General features: G+C 55.6%; 8 protein-coding genes and 1 pseudogene. All 9 read right to left on the reverse strand.

Going from position 1 to position 19,888, the window contains the following annotated elements; translation table 11 throughout:
* Positions 1–69 precede the first annotated feature (69 nt).
* On the reverse strand, positions 70–6,672 hold the full coding sequence (locus tag H581_RS34515) for an S-layer homology domain-containing protein (protein WP_036718834.1): 6,603 nt from the start codon (positions 6,670–6,672) through the stop codon (positions 70–72).
* Between the two features lie 559 nt (positions 6,673–7,231).
* Positions 7,232–7,909 carry an alginate lyase family protein gene (locus H581_RS37270; protein ID WP_051250965.1) on the reverse strand — a complete coding sequence of 226 codons (678 nt, stop codon included), beginning with the start codon at positions 7,907–7,909 and terminating at the stop codon, positions 7,232–7,234.
* A 505-nt stretch (positions 7,910–8,414) separates the two neighbouring features.
* On the reverse strand, positions 8,415–9,539 hold the full coding sequence (locus H581_RS0119085; RefSeq protein ID WP_028611417.1) for a glycoside hydrolase family 88 protein: 1,125 nt from the start codon (positions 9,537–9,539) through the stop codon (positions 8,415–8,417).
* Positions 9,536–11,863 (reverse strand): glycoside hydrolase family 95 protein, encoded by a 2,328-nt coding sequence (locus H581_RS0119090; RefSeq protein WP_028611418.1) that lies wholly within the window; start codon positions 11,861–11,863, stop codon positions 9,536–9,538. The genes H581_RS0119085 and H581_RS0119090 overlap by 4 nt, the downstream gene beginning before the upstream one ends.
* Before the next feature lie 31 nt (positions 11,864–11,894).
* Entirely contained in the window at positions 11,895–14,024 is a 2,130-nt protein-coding gene (locus tag H581_RS34525; protein ID WP_051250967.1) for a TIM-barrel domain-containing protein, read from the reverse strand.
* 20 nt (positions 14,025–14,044) lie between these two features.
* Positions 14,045–15,022, reverse strand: coding sequence for a Gfo/Idh/MocA family protein (locus H581_RS0119100; protein WP_028611419.1), 978 nt, complete (start codon positions 15,020–15,022; stop codon positions 14,045–14,047).
* 3 nt (positions 15,023–15,025) lie between these two features.
* Complete coding sequence (locus H581_RS0119105) at positions 15,026–16,066, reverse strand: glycoside hydrolase family protein (protein WP_211231476.1); 1,041 nt, start codon at positions 16,064–16,066, stop codon at positions 15,026–15,028.
* Entirely contained in the window at positions 16,057–17,283 is a 1,227-nt protein-coding gene (locus tag H581_RS0119110) for a hypothetical protein (protein WP_028611421.1), read from the reverse strand. The genes H581_RS0119105 and H581_RS0119110 overlap by 10 nt, the downstream gene beginning before the upstream one ends.
* Positions 17,280–19,419: pseudogene (locus H581_RS34530) on the reverse strand (alpha-galactosidase). The gene H581_RS0119110 and the pseudogene H581_RS34530 overlap by 4 nt, the downstream one beginning before the upstream one ends.
* Positions 19,420–19,888 lie beyond the last annotated feature (469 nt).

Genomic DNA, 19,888 nt, shown 5'->3' on the forward strand with positions numbered 1-19,888 from the left:
TTTGTCTAATCAACTCAAGCTTTGGGCTAGACTCGCTGTATAAAAGTTACTTGGCGGTCCGAGTGCGAATCAGTTGATAAATTCAAGCGCTTGCAGCATGCGCTTCAGGATCGTTGCTGCTTGCGCTCGCGTTGCAGGCTTATTCGGCGCGAAGGCGTTATCCGGCATGCCTTGAATGAGACCGGCTGCCAGCGATTGCGAGACGGCTGTTCTCGCCCATTCGCCGATATCTGAACGGTCTGCAAACCTTTCTAATATGTCGGTATCCGCCTGGAATTCCTTGCCGCCTGCTTTCATCGCCCGTATCATCATCGCCGCCATTTGCTCGCGGGTAATGTGATCGTTTGGTCGAAAGGCGCCGTCTTCAAAACCGTTGATCAATCCGGTTTGATAGGCCGTGCCTACGGCCCCGGCATACCAGTCGCTTGGCTGCACGTCATGAAATACATCCGCCTTCAATACATCCAATCCAAGCGAACGAACCAGCATGGCTGCAAATTCGGCGCGTGTGACCGGGAGCTCCGGTTCATATTGATTTTCGGTTTTACCGTTGATAATCCATTTATTCGCCAGCAGTTCCACATCCGCTTTTGCCCAATGCCCTTCCAAATCGGCAAAAGATTTTTCGAATTGGATGACGGTGTATATGCTGTTGTGCGGCGAACGAATCGTAATCTCGGCAGAACCGTTCTTCGTCGTAATCACGGCCGGTATGAAGCGCAATTGGTTGTTCGAATCCAGCCATACCGCCGTAACCTTGTTCGGTTCAACCGTCAATGTACCCAAGCTGATGGTACGATTCACATACACTCCGCCGAAGTCCATGATTTCTTTGCCGTTGACCGTGATCGTAAATTCGACCGGGTTCGGTATCATTTGCTTCGCGTTCAAAAGATTCACAGCTGCCTCTACATCGTCTCCGATTTTCCCGGAAACGTTAGAAATCGCGATGCTGACGGTTGAGTCCTTCGGAACGTGAGTAAACAAACTTACAGGCAATTCATAATTTACGCCATTTGTTTGAATTTGAATAACTGCGACGCTTTTACTGCCGATTGCATGCAGGATTGCATTGCCCGGCAATTCCACGCTGACCGAGGAATCGCCGCCTTGCACCTTGATTATGACAATCGGATTTGCCAATGCTTTCTCCAGCTTATCCGCATCCACGGCGACTTTCGTTACCGTCTTTCCATCTGCCGTTGTTTCCTTCGTTACGGTCGCGTCTTTCTCAAGATCGATGACGCCTGCATGGTCTGTTGATCCGCCGGTTGCCGGTTCATGGCCTGTACCTGGAGCTGTAGAATCAACTGCCGGAAAGGCCGGCGCCGATACCATGAACATGCGGGAATACGGATCTTTTCCCATCGATCTTACGGCGACTTTGGATAAATCGCCCATTCCGCCCTGTAACGCATAGCTCGTTGCGCCTGCCGGCAATTCAGCAAGAACCGTTGCGCCGTCATAAACCGTAAACCCTTCGCTTGCGGCATTGGGATCCCACCTTAAAATATTCGCCGAATCTCCGGATTCAACGATCAGATTCTGCGGAGGAGCCGGCGCATTAAATACTTGCGCTTGCGTAAGCCGCGGTGGCCCTGTAAGATCCGTGCCCGCGTTGCCGCCGGATGCGTTCTCTGCCGTCACCTTGATATATCTTGAATGATAGGTCTTGCCAAGGTCTATCGGGTATGAACGGTCAGCCGAATCGTCACCGCCATTGTGGTTGCCTGTGGCATACGTATAACCATCGGTTGTCCGTTTATCCACTTGTGTAAACGTCATGGCGTCAAACTCGGATGCCGATGTATGGTCTCCGAAATCATCGGATACATACACGGTTGCGCCTTTTAACCGGGTGGATTTTGCAAACAGCCTGATTTGGCTGAAATCCATGGCCTGGCCAAGGTCAATGACAAAACTGCCTTTTCTTGCTCCGTCGGTACCGAGCCACGTGTAATTCCCGATTTCATCCAAACTGCTGACATTGGTCACATCCGCGATTGCCGGGACTTGCGGTACGCCGCTGGTCAGTTTGTTTGCATTGCCATACTCATTGGCATGGGCAGATTCCCTCTGAATCGGGTTGGCTCCTTCCGTCGAACCTGCGTTATACGCTTTTTTATTAAGCGCAAGATTTACGGGCGAGATACCTGATGCTGCCTTGCTTATGGTAATGTCGGCAATATGAAGCACAGCGTCGTAAGCAGAGTTTGCAGGGTTGGAGTTGTAGTTGGAGCTACGGTATATCCCCCACTTCGGGCGCAAATATTGGTCAAAAGCAGCCGGATACTCTGTCTCGAAGCTGCCGCTGCGTTGCGGTCTTCTCCATAAGTCTTTAACGCCGTCAACCGCGCCTTGGTCTGTAAACTCTTTAAAAACATCCTTGCTCTCCAAGATATATACTTTACCTGTCACGGTATCCGTTATCTTGATGGTTAACCAGCCCGTATCGGAAATAAGCCCGTTCATTTCAACCTTAATCCAGTGGCTGTCGATTTCATTTAACGGAATTCTCAACAGGGTCTTATCGCCGTCATGACGGTTATGATTCACGACCAGCTCCCTGTTCTCTCTTCCGGTGATCGAAATCGCGATAAGATAAGCGCCGTTTTCAGCGCTGATGTTGCCGCCGGGCAATGTATCGGCCGCTTGAGCATTCGCAGCCTTCAATTGGAAAAGATGCCTGAAGTTCGGCTGGTTCCATTGCTCGCCATCCGGAATATTCCAGAGCCATTCATAAGAAACCAAGTCGCCTTCATATGCCGTAAAATCGCCGTTTGAATCTTCGCTTGGGCGAATTTCAATTCTTTGCCTGTCAGCGACAGACGCGCCGTCAACAACATAACCTAACTCCCGGTCAAAAACACCCTTGTGGCCGTACTCGCCGTGGCGGAGTTCTTCCAGGAATTCATTGTTCAGCCCTCGGCCGCGGGCTACGATCTTGAACACATTTTTTTGCAGTATGCTGTCCCAGACGCTCTGGATATGGTCGTCCACCGCAGTCGACATCGGGAGATCGCCGTAAAATTCGTGGTAACCGTCTCTGATTCTCTTGGTCAAGCCTTCTACCGGCTCATCGGTACCCATTGCGCCGCCAAAAATGTTATAAGGAGATACGCCTTCTATCGCGCTCATCTTGATGGTCTTATCATTCTCGCCATGTCCGCGGGCGGTTACGTCCAATGCAAATATAGACGGGTCGCCGTTGTTGAAATGAAACGTAAATTTATTTGTGCCAAGCGGCAGCTTGGCAAGGTATGAGGCTTCAAACGTAACCGTATCGCCTGATAACGAGTAATCCGTTTTCGGGCGGAGCGTAATGCCGCCATGGGATATTCCCGTAAGCGTCTGTTCGCTTGCAAGGTTTATATCTGTCTTTATAGGATCTACCTGATCCCATGTACTGTAGGTATCCTTAGCCGGTGCCAGTGCAGTTGTGTTAACTATCGGATCTTTGCCGTAAATAGCCAAGCCGGATATACCCATCATCGATTTCGCATCATCCGTACGGCTATCGCCGGGGCCGGCCAGTACGGTGTTTACCATCACATAACGGGCCGTAAACGGGTACAAGAATGTTTTGGTATCATAGCCCCATTGTTGGCCGTTATATTCGACATAAGACCATAAGCCTTCCGTTTCCGTGCCTCCGGCCAGCTTCCAGCCGCTCGCTTGCCAGTCGTAGTTATGCGCCTTATCGGAAGCCGTGGGCGCACTTGCCCAGGAGCCGGGGTCATCCGAGTAATAGACCTCGAATCTTCTCGCATTGCTTTGGATATTCGGGATATCATTAGGTATTTCAAGGTACAGTTTATCAATCGTTTTGGGTTCGCCCAAGTCAAGAGTTAACGCCAGCGAGGATGGCGAATAGTCGTCCATATATACGTTTGAGCTTGAATTGCGCCAGTAACCGCTGCCGTCCGATCGCAATGCGTCTGCTCCCGGATGATCCGGATGTTCCGAGCTAACCTTGAGATTCACTCCTGCTTGCGGTGTATAACGGGACGGCGCCAACAGGTTGACGGAGCCTGTTGCCGTAGGAATATCCGCGGCATCCATTACCGTAACCGTGCTCGTTTTGCTCAAGCTTCCAACTCTTGCGGTGATCACAGCCGTACCCGCGCCGATACCGGTTACTAAACCTTTTGCATCAACAGTCGCTACCGATGGATTGTCTGATTCCCAAGTTACCGGCTTATTCGGCGCGTCGACCGGCAATACCTCGGCTATAAGAGACTCTGTTTTGCCAATCGCAAGATTTAGACTGGTCTTGCTAAGAGTCAGCGAACTTACCGGTATTGATCCCGAAGGTTCTCCGAAGACTCTGATTACTTCGCTTTTTATTCCGCCGGCGCTGCTATCTTGCATGACATCCGATACAAGCAGTAAATATTGAGCTTCAACCGGTTCGGCCAACACGTGATCAGCCTTTTCGTTATCGCTAAGAGCGGTCGTCTTTCCCGCTCCCGGGATTGAAATCCATGAAGCTCCATGCTCCGTTTCAAGCGGTTTTCTTGTGGCATCCGAGCTTTCGGAGAGGCTGTTGCCCTCCTTCAGTTCGTCATAAGCGGAAGCATCGTTCGTGTAGTACACTTGATAATTTTTCAAAAACTTGCTATTGCTGGACCATTCGATTTGAATTTGGCTAATATCAATTTTCTTTTCCAGTTGTATAGCCGCCCAGTATTGATAACCGTCCGTTTTTGTTAGTGAGCTGTTAGCCTGCCAGGGGGTGCCTGCCGCTTTGTCGTCAATAAAGTTGTTTTTGCTGTTGCCGCTGTGAGAGACAACCTTAATCGCAGCGCCCGGATATACCGCCCAATTCTTATATTGGGAAAGGTTCACTTCAATATAAGGCTTAATGTTTCTTGGATTCGTCAAACCCGGGCTGTCAAATTCACCATAAATCTGATAGGTCCCCGTTTTACCCGGCATGTAGCCTTCCGAACTCCAGGTTACGTTCACCTTTTGTATATTCCCCGTACTCAAGGTTACGTCCAGCTGCGATGGTAATTCTAAGCGGCTAAACGCCGTGCCTTTGGAAGCCGTAATTCCATTTGGCCTCTCCCACGCTACAATATCCTTAGGTTGTTTACCGGGATCCCAGCCGTCAGGGAAAATATAGCTGTCTTTATCCCTTTTAATCAAGTGTACATCAGCCAGATACATGGTTGCGGATTGGAATTCATCTGCGTAGTCCACATCTCCCGGACCGTTGTACATCCCGCGGTAAAGTCCCCACTTGGAACGATTTTGCTGACCCGATTCAACGGGAAGGTCGCCTCTTTCGTTTCTGCCGGTAGCCGGGTTAGACACTTCGGGACGTCTCAATGTTTCGGCCGTCATGCCGCCCTCGGACAGAACCTCGCCTGTTTCCAGGTCGACAAGCTTACCGTAAACATAACCGTTATCGGCTGATAAAATCGTGACTTCGAAATCAAGCCAGCGGTCAACGACTTTCTCCAATGGAATCGTGAACAACGGCTTTATTCTATCCGCATAGCCGCCATCGGGATTGTTCCTGAATTCGAGATGGCCTTTGCCCTCGCTCGTAACCAGCGAGAGGGTAGTCACCGGCTGGCCGGCCGCGTTGCCTGCGATTTCTTTCAATTGGAAGATGTGAAAAAATCGATGGGGAGCAATAAAATCGCCAGCTTGCTTATTTCCCGCATCATTCTGAAATTTTAACGTTTCCGACGGAAGCATCAGGCTCCAGCGGTGGGTCATGATGTCGCCGCCCACACTGTTTGCATCTCTATTGGATGCGCTGGTGTTGCTTTTAATCTCCAACCTCTGCCGGTCGCTGCTGACCGCGCCGCGATCGCCGTCGTCCCGGCTCACGCCTTCCGGAGTAACAAAAGGCAAAAATTCATGAAAACGCAAAATGTCGGATTTGAGTTTGCCGGCGCCCGGAATATTCTCAATCCCGTATTTTTCAAGCGAGTCTTTATCGTTTTTGCCTATGGTTTGCAAGTACATGTTATCTCCCAACCAGGATTCATTGACCGTCGAAGACAGTGGGTAGTCTCGTGAACGGTCATAGACTGAATCCATCCATGCTTTTCCGCTATAAGACGAGGCGGCGCCCGGGCCTTCTACAGAGCCGGTAGTACTGCCATTGCCAATTTTAGATGCGCCCATAACATCCCATGCGTGTTCGCCGGCCCGAATATTGAGCGGCAAATATTGATCATTTGGTCCTATCGGGCTTGTTAAAGGGGGGACGACATGATCAACTGTAACCGTAACGGTATATTTCCGGGTGTTGCCGCTATCGTTCTTATCGGTTACCGCCAAATAATACAACGTAGGCCCGTCTGTTGAAAATTGATCCATTCTGGCATCGCCTTTGTTGATGCCGTCGGCAGCAAAAGAGATCTCCGTTGTCCCGTCGCTTCTGTAAAGTGCCGCGTCAGCTTCCGTGCTTGTCGTTACGTTCAGCATTTGGTATAAAGTGCCGTAGGGCAATGATATATCAATCGTTGCATGCTCAAGATCAACCCGCGCATTTACCGGCTTGTTCACTTGAACGTCCAATATACCCGGGTTGTCTCCCGGCGCTGCATGAACCGTTGATGCCGGGAGAACGGATAGGCTAATAAGCGAAAGTGCAAGTGCAAATGAAAGAACCGAACAAAGTGCCTTTTTCAGAACCTGTTGCTTAAACATCTTAAAGCCTCCTCGTGCGATCATGGAATTAGTGTTGCTGCAGGGACAATGCCTGCGAACCGATCTTATGCCGTAAACGAATCACCTCCTTCTCAAGAATCGCTCTCCTCCCCGCATCCTGATGAGACTTCGCCCGATAGGTTACGGTCTCAGGCAATAGCCTGAATACGCTTTCAATCTATTTCATTATTCTCGAATATGGTATTTCCTGGTATGCGTAAAGTTACGATTCAGGTGTGTTTTTTTCGTATTAACCAGAGCAGCGGTTGACGTAGCGCCGTATTCCTGCGAATCTCCGAATCTGCAGAATCCGGCGTCAAGTTTTGCCACAAGCCGAGAAGACGCTCGTCTTGAAAGGCAAGTCCCTCAAATAGCATAAAAGACACCTTACCGGCCAGCCATCGAAATGCTCGATATCCGGCAGCCAAGGCCAGCTCGGCTTGTCCATCAGATAAGGAACTAGAAATTCGAGGCCTTGGCGGATGCCCCGGCCGTCGCAAGCCGGAAGCGCCATAAATCTTCCTCAGGCGTGGAAAGAAATTGACAGAGGGTTGCCATGTTACAAAAATGGAGTACCCGTAAGGCTTTGTATGCGCCAGTTCCCGCGGGAAGCTGCCGTTCGGCGCCATCTGCGAAGGGAGCAGCACGGATTGTACCATTCGCGGCACAGGGCCGTCACGGATGCATTGCCGGTGAATGACGCGAAAGCTGCCGCCTGCACAAGCCAGCATACCGCATGATTGTTGTTTTCGTCCCGTTCCTTCTTGCCGTACGGATGTGTAAGCATCCTTTCGAGATAGTCCGCGAACCAGCTCCTGAGCTGCCCGCAATCTCCAGCGGACAACGCCCCGGACGTTTCGATTGCTTCGACTGCCGCAGGGATGTCGATCAGGTGGAGCGTATCGATGATGCCGACACCGCGCCCGGAGCAGATGCCGGGAATCGCCTGGGCGTAGCGAAGATGCGGATTCATACGGGTCGACTCATTCAGAAAAAAAGCTCGCAGCAGCGCCGCAGTCTTGTCCGCGTACACCCGCCGGCCCGTAACGGCGTACCCCGCCGCCAGATTGGCCGTATGGGTGCGCATCGCGCGCATCGCTTCCCGGTGCGCGGTGAACGCCCCCGGATTTGATTCACCGTCTCTTCTGATATACGGCAGCCCGTCCGGCGTATCCGGATTCGGCCACCAATAATCGCCGTTTGAATAATAGTCGTGTTTGCCGCCTTCGCTCCTCACGGATAAGAAGGCCGTTATTCCGGTCAGCGGAGCTAGCAGCGAGCGGTCCGCCTTCGCCTTGATTTCTTGAGGTTCAATCCTCCATGCTCGAACGGCTTTTCATCGTCAGCATCGATTGCCGCCCCCTTCCATTAACATTTATTCACGGCCCGGCCGGATCGGAAAGCGTATGGCTTCAACGGTTTGGTACTGGCGAAAGATCCCGCCGGACTAGTCGCTTCCACCTTGAGAACCGTGAAGGAAAAAGGGGCTATCCCGCTAGTAGGTAAACCTACTTTTGGGCGCCCCTCTTTTTATTCAAGCGTGATCGGCCTACTTTAACGCGACTTTTAACCGGACTGAAGAAAGCAGAAGGATACAATGTACATGGTGCAGCAGAAACCTTCCGGATCAGCCCCATTCCAATGTACGAAAAACAACGCGGGAACTTATATTCAATGATTCTATCGAATAATCGGACGGTATTGGATCTTTTGGGACAGCCCCTCGATTGTCGCGCTAACGTTCAAAATACACGGTTCGGCCATCCGAGCAGCTTGGCTAAGGTCTCCATGTAAAAGTAGTCTCCGTAAATCAGAGAGACATTAACGTTCTGACCGGCCGGCTTATTCCCCGTTCCTTCCCGCAGAAGACCCTGGTAGTCCGGCTCATCCAGCGTGGCGTAATGCTCCGTCAGCGACTTCAAGATATTCTCGGCCGCTCGGCGGTAAATTCTGCCCTCTTCATTCGGCAGCAGGCCGGCAATCTCAAGCAGCCCGGAAGCGGCGCAGCCTGCAGCGGAGGTATCCTTCGGCTGGCTCTGCGGATCGGGCGTACGGAAATCCCAATGAGGAACATGATCCTCCGGCAGGCAGCTGATGAAATAATGGGCCACCCTCTGCGCTGCGCGCAAATAACGTTTATTGCCCGTATACCGGCAGGCAATAGCCATGCCGTACAGCGCCCAGGCTTGGCCTCTGCTCCAAGAGGAATATGGCGCATAGCCTTGGCCCCCCAAATATTCGTCGGCCTCCCCGGTTTCCGGATCGAACGCCACAATATGATGGACGGAGCCGTCCTCGCGGATGAAATGCTTCAACACCGTGTCTGCATGGGCGCAGGCGATCTGACGGAACCGAGGGTCGGCACTCGCCTCGGACGCCCAGAATAGCAGAGATAAATTCATCATCGAATCGATGATCGCCCAGCCGGTTTTCTCCTGATTCCAGGCGCGGAGGAAACGTCCGTTCAAATTGAACCGTCCCGCAAGGAAGTTGGCTGCAGCCAACGCTCTCCTGCGTGCGTCTTCATCGCCCGTCAGCCTATGCTTGATGACTGCCGTTGGCAGAAACTGAAAACCAACGTCATGATGGAGGTTGTTGGCCGTGACGAAGCATCGCTCGATACGAGCGTCCCATACCCAAGCCGAGTCGCGATAACCGTCATTGCCGGTCATTTCATGCAGAATCCATAACATCCCCGGCCAGAAGCCGGAGGTCCACCAGTCTACCCGCATATCGTCATATACGCCGGATGCCGAGACATGCGGAGATGCATCACCGATATCGCGAATCATCCGGTCCGCCTTGCTTCGAACCTTTTCCCACCACAAGTTCAATTGCTCCCGCTGCAAAATAACGAGATCCGTCATTCTTTTACCCCCTTTTTTGGCTCGGCGCAGCCGATAATCCGGTATACCTTGCTTGCTTCCAATCGGAACGACACCGGCTCGGAGCCGGATGCTTCAGCGATTCGTTCATCGCCTTTGCAGATCACTACAGGAACGTTGCCCCCCCTCAAGCGGCAATCGAAATTCTTCTTCGCAGTGATCCTCGCTTCCTTCAGGAATCCGTTCTTCCACTCCAGATCGACAGTCAGTCCTCCCCTCGCCCTCAGTCCCGTCGCCCTCCCGCCGCTCCATGCGGATGGCAGCGCCGGAAGCAGGGCTAGTTCTCCTCCGTGCGACTGCAGCAGCATCTCGGCGATACCTGCAGCCCCGCCGAAGTTGCCGTCGATTTGAAACGGCGGATGCGCGTCGAACAGATTCGGATAGGTCGAGCCGTTCAACAGCTGACGGAGATGCAAGTAGGCTTCTTCTCCGTCCTCGAGCCGAGCCCAGAAGTTTATGATCCAGGCCCGGCTCCAGCCGGTATGTCCTCCTCCGTTGTCCAATCTGCGCGCGATCGTCCGCTTAGCTGCCTCCGCGAGCTCTGGCGTCAATCGCGAATGGATCTGTTCGCCGGGATGAAGCGCAAACAGCTGCGAGATGTGCCGATGCCCGGAATCCGCTTCATCCCAGTCTTCCAGCCATTCCATAATCTGACCGTGCTTGCCGATCTCGGGGAGCGGCAGCTTGGCAAGCGCTTCCGCCAGTTCCCGGCGGAAATCTTCCTCCGCTCCTAGCGTTTGCAGCGCCTCGATGCAAGCGCTCCACAGAGCGTAGACGATCTGGCTGTCCATCGACGGTCCCATGCAGAGAGTGCCGGCTTCGCCGTTCGATCGGATAAAGCGGTTCTCCGGCGAGAGCGACGGTCCGGTCACCAACCGGCCATTGCCGTCTTCCGACATATAGTCGAGGAAGAATAAGGCGGCCTCCTTCATTAACGGATATGCGCGGCGCTTCAGAAACTCCTCGTCCAAACCGTACCGGTAATGCTCCCAAAGATGCATGCACAGCCACGCCGCTCCCATAGGCCATACCGAGGAAGAGAGCAGGATGCCTTCGATATGCGTATTACCCCACAAATTCGTATTGTGATGGGCGACAAACCCGCGGCAGCCGTACATTTCGCGTGCCGTTACCCTCCCCGAGGGAAGCAAGCTTTCCGCGAGGTCGAAGAGCGGCTCGTGACATTCCGGCAGGCTGCCCGCCTCTGCGGGCCAATAATTCATCTGCGTATTGATATTGATCGTATACTTGGATTCCCACGGCGGCGTGAAGCTGGCGTTCCAGATCCCTTGCAGATTGGCGGCAAGCGTACCCGGCCGCGAGCACGAAAGAAGCAAATAGCGTCCATATTGATAATATAACGAGAACAGGCCCACGTCTTCCGCCCCTTCCGCCAGTCTCCGCAAGCGTGCGTCGGTCGGCAGCTTAGCTGCATGCTCTTCATCGGCCCGCGCATGTTCGCCGCCGCTTAGGTCAAGCTCAATCCTTCGGTAGTAAGCCGAATATTCGCTCACATGGCGCTCCCGCAGAGCGCGGTAGGATAACCTGCCCGCGGCATGCAGCTGATCCATGCACGCCCGTTCCGGGTCCGGATGCCGGAACGACGTATTGGCGGCCAGCAGCAGCGTAACGGCGTCAGCCCCTTCGATCGAGAGGAAATCTCCGATGACTCTCACGGTTCCCCCTTCCGCAACAGCCATTATTGCGGCGGCGAAGCGTACGCCCCCGGAGCCGCATTGGCCGCTCATCAGAATCATGCGATCACCGGCTGCCGCCGTCCCTTCGTCGAAGGGACGGCGCATCAGGTTGACACCGACTGTAACCGTGCCGGGCGCGTCAGCTGTCAGACGGACTGCCATGATCTGATCGGCCGCGCTGCTGAAATACTCCCTCTCATAGGTTGTATGACCGCGGACATAACGGACGCGGGCGACGGCTCCCTCCAGATCCAGCTCTCGTTCGTACGCATCAACGGCGCCATCATGCCCTTGCATCCATATTAGCATTTCGCCGAGCGGCTGATAGGGATGAAGATATTTGGGAGCGGAAGTCAGCCCCATTCGCGCCAGATGCTCAGCCTCGCTCTGCTTGCCTTGCAGCAGCAGCCTGCGAATTTCAGGGAGATAGATCCGCGCATCGGAATTATCACCCTGTATCGAACCGCCGTACCAAATTGAATCCTCGTTCAACTGGACGGTCTCCTTCGCCACGCCGCCGAATGCCATGCCTCCAAGACGGCCGTTGCCGATGGGCAGCGCTTCCTCCCATCTGCCCGCGGGCGTATCGTACCACAGCCTCCGTTTCATCCTCGCATGACCCCCTTCATAGGCACTCGGCTTATTCGTCATGGTAACCGAGCCCCATACGGGCAAAGCTCCACTTCACGCTGCCGTATGAAGCCGGAAGAGGCGCCGGGCCCGATAATTCGCCTTTAAACCCTCCGTCCTCCGTCCTCGCCACGACCGCTCTCCACCAGCCGCATACGCCGCATTCATGCTCCAAGGTTATTCCGTCGTCGTCGTACAGCCGGCATTCCCCTTCAGCGGTACCGAAATGCACCAATTCGAGCGGAGCCTGTTCGCCCGGCCGAAGGGCGTGCGGAAGCGCGGATGTCATTGGAATGACCGCCCCGTCCCGCACGAATACCGGAATCGTCTCGATGCCTGAACGGACCTTGACGACACCGCCTCCTTCATAAAGCTCCCCCGTCTCGAAGCCGATCCATGAGCCGGATGGCAGCAAGACCTCCCGTTCCTTCTCTCCCTCGACGAGCGGAGCCACGAGCAGCGAATCCCCAATCATGTATTGATCATCCCATTGCGGGACGTTTCGCTTCCCGTACGCCCCTTCCGACGTATTAATCGTCTGCGCCTCTAATCGCATATTCTCGGCGCGCGCGAATTCCTCCGGCGTGACGGCGAACGGCATTGCCCGGAAGGGAGGCGTTCCCTCTTCCAGGTAACGGGCGAAGGCCGTGTACAAATACGGAAGCAAGCGCATTCGCAGCTTGATGTAACGTCGGATGATCGGTTCCGCATCAGGGAACGTCCAAGGCTTCGTCCCGTCTCCCCAGGCGTTCAGCATGGCAAGAGGAGAGAAGCAGACCGTTTGCATTCTTCTGACCCAATCCTCGGCGCTGCGAGCCCGGCGCACCTCCGGCGACCACAGAAGTCCGCCGAAGGAGGAATTGCACAGCGCCCTTATGAATTGCTTGTGATCGTACAGATCCGAATAAAGGACGTATGGCAGCGAAGATGCCGCCGCGTTTGACGCTCGCACAAGTCCGAAGGTTCTCCGGTTTGCTGAACGGTACATGTCGTTCGTCATTTTCTGGAACATCAGGCCGTACAACTGCCTCATCTGTTCGCCGTCCAGACCGGACGGGAAGCTCGCATGCTCGGGGAACATCCAAGCGTTGTTCGTCAATTCGCTGCCGTCGCATTCGTCCAGCTTGTAACCGGATACGCCGATTGCGACATGCTTCTCTTGATGCTGTTTCACATACAGCTCGCGGGCTTCAGGCAAAGAATAGTCGGGCGCCAGCCCGCCCCATACCGAATAATTGCCGGAAAGCGGCTTAAGCGCGGCATAAAGCCCGCTCTCCGGCGACACGTACGGATGCTCCCACAGATTGACGCGGAACCCGTTGTCCGCAAGCTCCCGCACGAATCGCTCGGGATCGGGGAAGCGCTCCGGATCCCATTCGTACGTCACGGGGTAGCTGCTGCTGTGCCAGCCGGGTTCGAGCCCGATCACGTCGCAAGGATAATCCCTGCGGCGGAATTCCTTCGCCTCCGCGAGCGTTTCCTCCGCGCTGAACAAGGCCGGTACGCGGTGCCAGAAGCCGAGTCCCCACTTCGGCGGCAGAGTGCCTCCGCCGCAGAAGAGATTGTAGCGGCATACCGCATCGCCAAGCGCCGGACCGCCAAAGATATAGACGTCGGCGCCTTCCTCCGGCAGGCGGATCTCCGCCCGCGCCGAGGGAACGGTCGCCCGCCATCCGGCGTCCCGGTTGCGGTCCTTCGCATCCTCTTTGCCCGTCCCCTCCAAGTGAACGGACGAACCGAGATGCATCGTGAGCGCGCGCGCCGTATCGATGAGAACGCCGTAGCCGCGGTCACTGACGAAGAACGGAACAGGAGCGTGCGTCTCGCCGGTATCCTGCTTTGGATCGCTGTTCACGCGGAGATAGCGGGTACGTCCGCGCTGGTTCGTCCGCATGAACTGCAGTCCGGTCCCATACAGCTTTTCGTTAGCCGCTAACGGCAGCACAAGCATGCGTCGCCCTCCTCCCGCCGCCTCCATGTGTACGCTATCCCGCTCGAATGGCGGATCAACCTTCCCCAACCGTTTCAGGGCATCCAACTTCGGTTCGGCTTCGATCAAGGTTAGAGGCGTAAGCATCCGCGGATCTCCGATTCTGGCGTGCCATACTCCCGGCGCCGCTTCCGTCCATGTCATTGTCATTGACTGTCCCTCCGTTATGTTCATCGCAAATCCATCCGGAGAACCGGCAATTCGACAGGCATCCTTCGGCCCGATTCGCCGGACAAATTCGCATGGTAGACAAGCGCCTGCGTCAGCAGGTAATCCTTGCCGCTAGATTCCGGCTCACGGCCCGTATCGAGCGACGTCAGGAACTCGGTCAAAGTATCGGATTCGTTCACGCCGGCGAAGCCGGTAATTATCCGGGCATCCCCTTCCCCGTAAACCCGGATTTCCTTGCCTGTCAGCAGCAAAGCGCCGTGCGTGCCCTCGATCCGCCAATCGCCGCTCCATGACGTTTCCGGTCCTCTCGACGCGATCGAAGCCGAATAACCGGCGATCATCCCGCCGTCCATCTCCAATATCGCATTTGCGTTTATCACCGCTCCTTCCTCTTCCCAGGCGCCGATCGGGTTGTACAGCCTCGCCTGAACCGCGATCCCCTCCCGTCCGGTCAAATACCGCAGCATATCGAAGTGGTGAACGCCGATATCGTCCAGAATTCGGACGGCGTACTTGCGGGTTACCTGATGATAACGGCGGAATTGGATGTCGATCGCCGAGATCGAGCCGACGGCTCCATCGTCCAGCAATTGCTTCATCTTGCGAACATAAGGGAAACGCCGATAATTTTCAGCGATCATAAACGGAATCTTCTCCCTCTCCGCTCTTGTAACGATCTCGATCGATTCCGAATAATCGAATGCGATCGGTTTCTCGCAGAGCACGGGAAGTCTCCGGTCGAATGCCGCGTGATTTACCCGCGTATGCGCGTCCGGCGAAGTCACGTTGACAAGGAAGTCGGCCTCCTCGTTCGCGAGCGCCTCGTCCAGTGAAGTGTAGAACGGATAGGGAGCCCCGTCCATCTTGGCCTTCATGACCGGATCCGTCTCGACGACGGCCGAGAGCAGCCCTCTGTCTCTCAAACGTTTGTACCAGCTGTAGCCTGCGCTCCCGAGGCCAACCAATATTGCCCTCATCGCTCAGTCTCCTTCCGTTTGCTTTAGCGGAATAACCATATTCCACGTATGTTTGGCATGCCGGAATCCCCCCGGGCCGTCGGCCGTCGCCGCGAACAGATGCGTCGGCTTCCCGTTCCGGAACAGCAGGAACGGTCTTTCAAGACTTCCCATCGTCTGAACGGTCCCGTCGTCCCAGCGAACGCTTCGCGAGTATGCTTTCGGATCATCGGACAGCTCCCAACGGATGCCGTCCCTTGAGACGGCCTGAATGCCTCCGTGCTTCTCCCCGCCTAACGTCCCGTCCATATCTTTGGCGATCAGAGCATACCCTTCCTCCGTCCGCCAAATAAACGGATCTTCAATATGGAACCGCCCGGGCGGGAAAACCGGTTCCTCCGACATAACATTGTAGGCTCCGCTCCAATGCTCCGCCGCAGCGGCTCCGATCGTCATCGGGCCGTAATCGTTGCCTTCGTAACGGCGGGCCTTGTATAGAAGCAGCACGGAGCCGTCCTCCCGTACGCAAGGGGCCGGGTTCGACGTCAGATAACTGTCGAATCGGCCGGGGCGGACCGGCAGCAGGGGAGCGTCGCTCCTCTTCCACGGGCCGAAGACGCTGTCTGCGACCGCGAGTCCTACCCGTTTGTTCGAGCGGGCGACGATGCAGCGCGGATCCCCAAGACCGAAGCCGTCGCCGGGGACCGGCTCCGTTAGCGGATGAGTCGAGCCCATATAATAGAGTAAGTAGACGCCGTTATGCTTGACGATATGCGGATTATGAGTGCTGCGTCCATCCCAGTATCCCGCTCCCCTGGCCGGAAGCACGACCTCTTGGAAGGTATATGGCCCCTCGGGGGTGTCGGAAACGGCTCTCACGATCTCCGAAGACGACAGCCAGCCCGGATGCATGGGCAGGCTCTTCGGCCATCTGGAGGCGAACATATGGAATCGGCCATCTTCTCCTTGGACGACGGAGCCGCACCAGATCCAATAGCCTTCCATCCGGAAGCCGCCGTTTCTCGGCGCGGGCAGCATCCTGCCGGCTAAGCCGTTTACGTGCATGGCGTTTCATCCCTTCGTTGTCCGGCCTGTCTTCCATAGCGCTTTGCCGCGCTGCCATACAACCATTGCTCTGCGGTATGCAGAGCCGTCTCCCGGTCGATCCAGCCGGATTCGAGCCTCTCCCATAAAAACTCGGCGGCCAGCTTCTTCACGAGCAAAATCTTGCCGTAACTCCATTCCATGCAGCGGGCATCCGATACGACGATCGAGCTCTTGCTCGCGGCGAGCGCTTCGAGCCTGTACTGCATGCTGTCCCGGTAGGTGCTCGCGCGGAAGTTGAACCACCACATGCCGCCGATATGGACATTCGGGAAGTTCCAAGCGGCCTGTACGGCATCGAGGTTATTCAGTTCCGAAGCCAGCACAAGCTCGAATTCGCAGCGGTAATTCTCGAACAAAGCCGTTAGCTTCAGAATCCGTTCCGTGTCATTCGCCGGAAACGCGGTCCCGCACCATGAACGCTCAACGCCGAGGAACAGCTGTACGAGCATGCCGTTCCTCTCCGCCGCAGCGCATACGGCATGCAGCAGCTCCATCATGACGTCGTCGCGTCCGCTTCCTTGACCGATCGGCTTGCGGATATGAGCGCTCGATTCGTACCTGGGCAGCGTCGTCATGATGCCGGGCACGCCGGAAGCGCCATATCCGTCGAACAGACTTTCGATCTCATCATGAACGGCCTTGAAATCGCCGGCCGGATCCGCCGATTGGACGACGCTGTCGACCCATTGGCCGAGTTTTCCGTCGATTCGGGGGATAAGCACGGCGTTCTCGCGCATGCGATGAAAGGCGGAATGCTCCGGATGGTTCACTACGAACCGTCTGATGTTCAAACGGTCAGCCGTCCGCTGCGCCCAGTCAGCATCGGCGAAAGATCGCTTGACGGCGGTATCCGCCTCGCTGATGGATGCTGCATCCCGTATCTCGATGCCGTACAGCTCCCGCATGATCGAAGTGAACGCCCAGTTCATCAGCGTGCCTCTCGTTGCCCGGTACGCTTCCAGGAAGGCGGCGGTACGCGCCTCTTCCGGAAGCTTATCCGCATCAGCGGGATAGCCGCCGGCCTGCAGCTCACGGAACAGCCAGAAGTAGTGCGCGATCTCCCAGAAATCGCGCGCGCACAATCTTTCGCCTACCAGATGAGTATGGGTATCGAACACCGGCAGCGCCATGACGCAATCGATGAATTCAGCTTTCCCGTTGCCAATCAAGTTCATGGATTCATCTCCTTCTTATTACTCCGGCACTCGATTCTTCTCAACCGGTACAGCCGGCTCCTGTAATCTCCCTTCCAGATCGGAAGGTTAAGTCCGACTCTCATCAGCTCGTCGCCGCCGAACAGCTTCTCTCCGTCCTCGTGACGGTCCGCATCGCATACAAGATAATCGCAATCGGGGTCAAGTCCTTTCAGCCGAAGCTTCTTCAGCGGCGCGTTCGGTTCGGACAGGACTTGAAAATAAGCGACTAAAGCTTCGGAGCCGTCCTCCATCACGAACATCCATGCCGTCTCGTTCCCTTGGAAAGGGCTTCGCAGACGGAAGAACTCGCCGTTCTGGATCAGATAACGCAGATCCTTGTATAACGCGATCTGATGCTTCACCGCCGATTTCTCCTCCGCCGTCAGCATGGCCGGATCCAACTCGTAGCCAAGGTTGCCGGACATGGCGACATGTCCGCGCATCCCGATCGGCGTCGTCCGGTGTACCTGATGGTTCGGAACGGCCGATACATGAGCGCCCATCGCGCTGATCGGGTAGACGACGCTTGTGCCGTACTGAATCTTAAGGCGCTCGACGGCATCCGTATTATCGCTCGTCCACGTCTGAGGCATATAGTAGAACATGCCCGGGTCGAATCGTCCGCTGCCGCTCCGGAGGAAGCTGCGCTGAGCCGATTTCCGTCATGTTGCGGTTCATGTCCCACTTCACGTAGGTAATCGGACAGCTCCGCAGAATGTTCGTAACGGCCTCGACGATATAGTCCCTTACGTCCTGACGGGAATAGTCGAGCACCAGCTGCTGCCGCGCCTCCGTTCTTCTGAGATCCGGCACGTGCAGGCACCAGTCCGGATGGGCGCGGTACAGCTCGCTGTCAGGCGACACCATCTCGGGCTCGAACCAGAGCCCGAACTGCAAGCCTAGCTTGCGCACCCGATCGGCCAGATCGGGAAGGCCCTCCGGCAGCTTACGACGGTCGACCATCCAATCGCCGAGAGAGCTCTTGTCGTTATCCCGCTTGCCGAACCAGCCGTCGTCGAGTACGAACAGCTCCACGCCAAGCTCGCGACCCTCCCTTGCGATCGCCTCGATCGTATTCGAGTTGAACTCAAAGTACGTTGCCTCCCAATTGTTCAGCAGGATCGGACGAGACCGGTCTCGGAACGCTCCGCGGCATAAGCGGGTGCGGTATAGCTTGTGATACGTCCGCGACATCCCGCCAAGTCCTTCTGCAGAATAGACGAGGACGGCCTCCGGCGTCTGAAACGATTCTCCCGGCTCCAGCAGCCAGCTGAAGTCGAACGAATGAATGCCCATGACGATGCGGGTCGTACGATAAGGATCGACTTCCGCCTGGGCCGTAAAGCTGCCGCTGTATACGAGACTGAAGCCGTAAGCCTCGCCGCGGTCCTCGTCGGCGTCTTTCGAGAGAAGCGCCAAGAACGGATTCAGCGAGTGGCTGCTTGCGCCCCTCCTGCTCTCTATGACCGTTCGGCCGGAAGCGAGCGGGCGACGCTCGATGTGCCGTTCCCTCGCCCATGAGCCGGACAAATGAAGCATATCGAAATCGTCGTGCGGGAAATCGATGCCCATGCTCAGCGCGCGCAGCAGCTTGATTGGGCGGCCGCTCTCGTTCACATAGCGGACCGAGCGGGCAACGGCATCCGTTTCGCGGAATGCCGTATAGGTCAGGATCGCCTTCAAGCCGATCCGGGAATCTCGCAGAACGATATCGAGGCTATCGGCTTCGCTTCCCTCTATTGCATAAGTCGAGGGCAGTCCCTGAAGAGCAGGCTTTCCCGAATAGATCCGGTGCGATTCATAGATGAGCTCGCTGACCGTCGTTCCGTTTTCCAGCTGGATCTGATACGCCGGAGTCCGAAAGTCGCTCCCGCCGAAGCCGGGCAGTTCCTGCGGCAGCGTGTCGAGTGACAGCGCCAAGTCTTCCGGATCCGTCGAAGGGGAGAAGGAGCATCTGCGCCGGAAGGAAAGAAGCTGTGCGGCGTTCGTTCCGCGGATTTGGCCTCCCCAGTGAACATGGGCCAAGTATTTGGATTTTACGAGCTGCATCATATAACTGGATGATCGGCTTCGCAGATGGAATGTCTGCGTTTCCTCGTCATAGACGATCGTCATAGTTCTCCTCCGAAACGGACGCGCCTTGCGTCATTTATTGTCGATTATTCGAACCGGTTCTTGCCGCGGGGTACTCCCCGCCCTGTTCGTCCACGAAATAAATCCGTGTGAGGTCATGCATCATTTCCCGTCTCCCCGGTTAATCGAAACGCCTTCATCATACCTCCGCTTTCCGCTGCTTAACATGTCGTTTCTTCAGATCGGGATGTGTTTTCCTAAGAAGCCGTATAAGATCCGCCGCCGATCGTAAGGCACTCCAATTCGAATGAAGGAGTAACAATGGCGTCTCGCACGAACCTGAAGACGCTGTCATTCATGCCGTCGCAACGAATCAAACGACCCGCCGGTTGCCAGGGACTGCAAGTCGTTATGCGGCGGCGTGGTTCCATCCCCGGATGAGCAAAAATAACAATAGCGCCTTAGCCCGCCTACCGATCCGCATCAACGGAAAGGGGCTGCAGAGGCGCTA

The organism is Paenibacillus harenae DSM 16969, assembly GCF_000422465.1.
Lineage (GTDB): Bacteria > Bacillota > Bacilli > Paenibacillales > Paenibacillaceae > Pristimantibacillus > Pristimantibacillus harenae.

Coding starts and splice junctions, on each gene's coding strand:
- H581_RS34515 (WP_036718834.1), bottom strand. CDS start 6,672: ATGTTTAAGCAACAGGTTCTGAAAAAGGCACTTTGTTCGGTTCTTTCA.
- H581_RS0119085 (WP_028611417.1), bottom strand. CDS start 9,539: ATGACGGATCTCGTTATTTTGCAGCGGGAGCAATTGAACTTGTGGTGG.
- H581_RS0119090 (WP_028611418.1), bottom strand. CDS start 11,863: ATGAAACGGAGGCTGTGGTACGATACGCCCGCGGGCAGATGGGAGGAA.
- H581_RS34525 (WP_051250967.1), bottom strand. CDS start 14,024: ATGACAATGACATGGACGGAAGCGGCGCCGGGAGTATGGCACGCCAGA.
- H581_RS0119100 (WP_028611419.1), bottom strand. CDS start 15,022: ATGAGGGCAATATTGGTTGGCCTCGGGAGCGCAGGCTACAGCTGGTAC.
- H581_RS0119105 (WP_211231476.1), bottom strand. CDS start 16,066: ATGCACGTAAACGGCTTAGCCGGCAGGATGCTGCCCGCGCCGAGAAAC.
- H581_RS0119110 (WP_028611421.1), bottom strand. CDS start 17,283: ATGAACTTGATTGGCAACGGGAAAGCTGAATTCATCGATTGCGTCATG.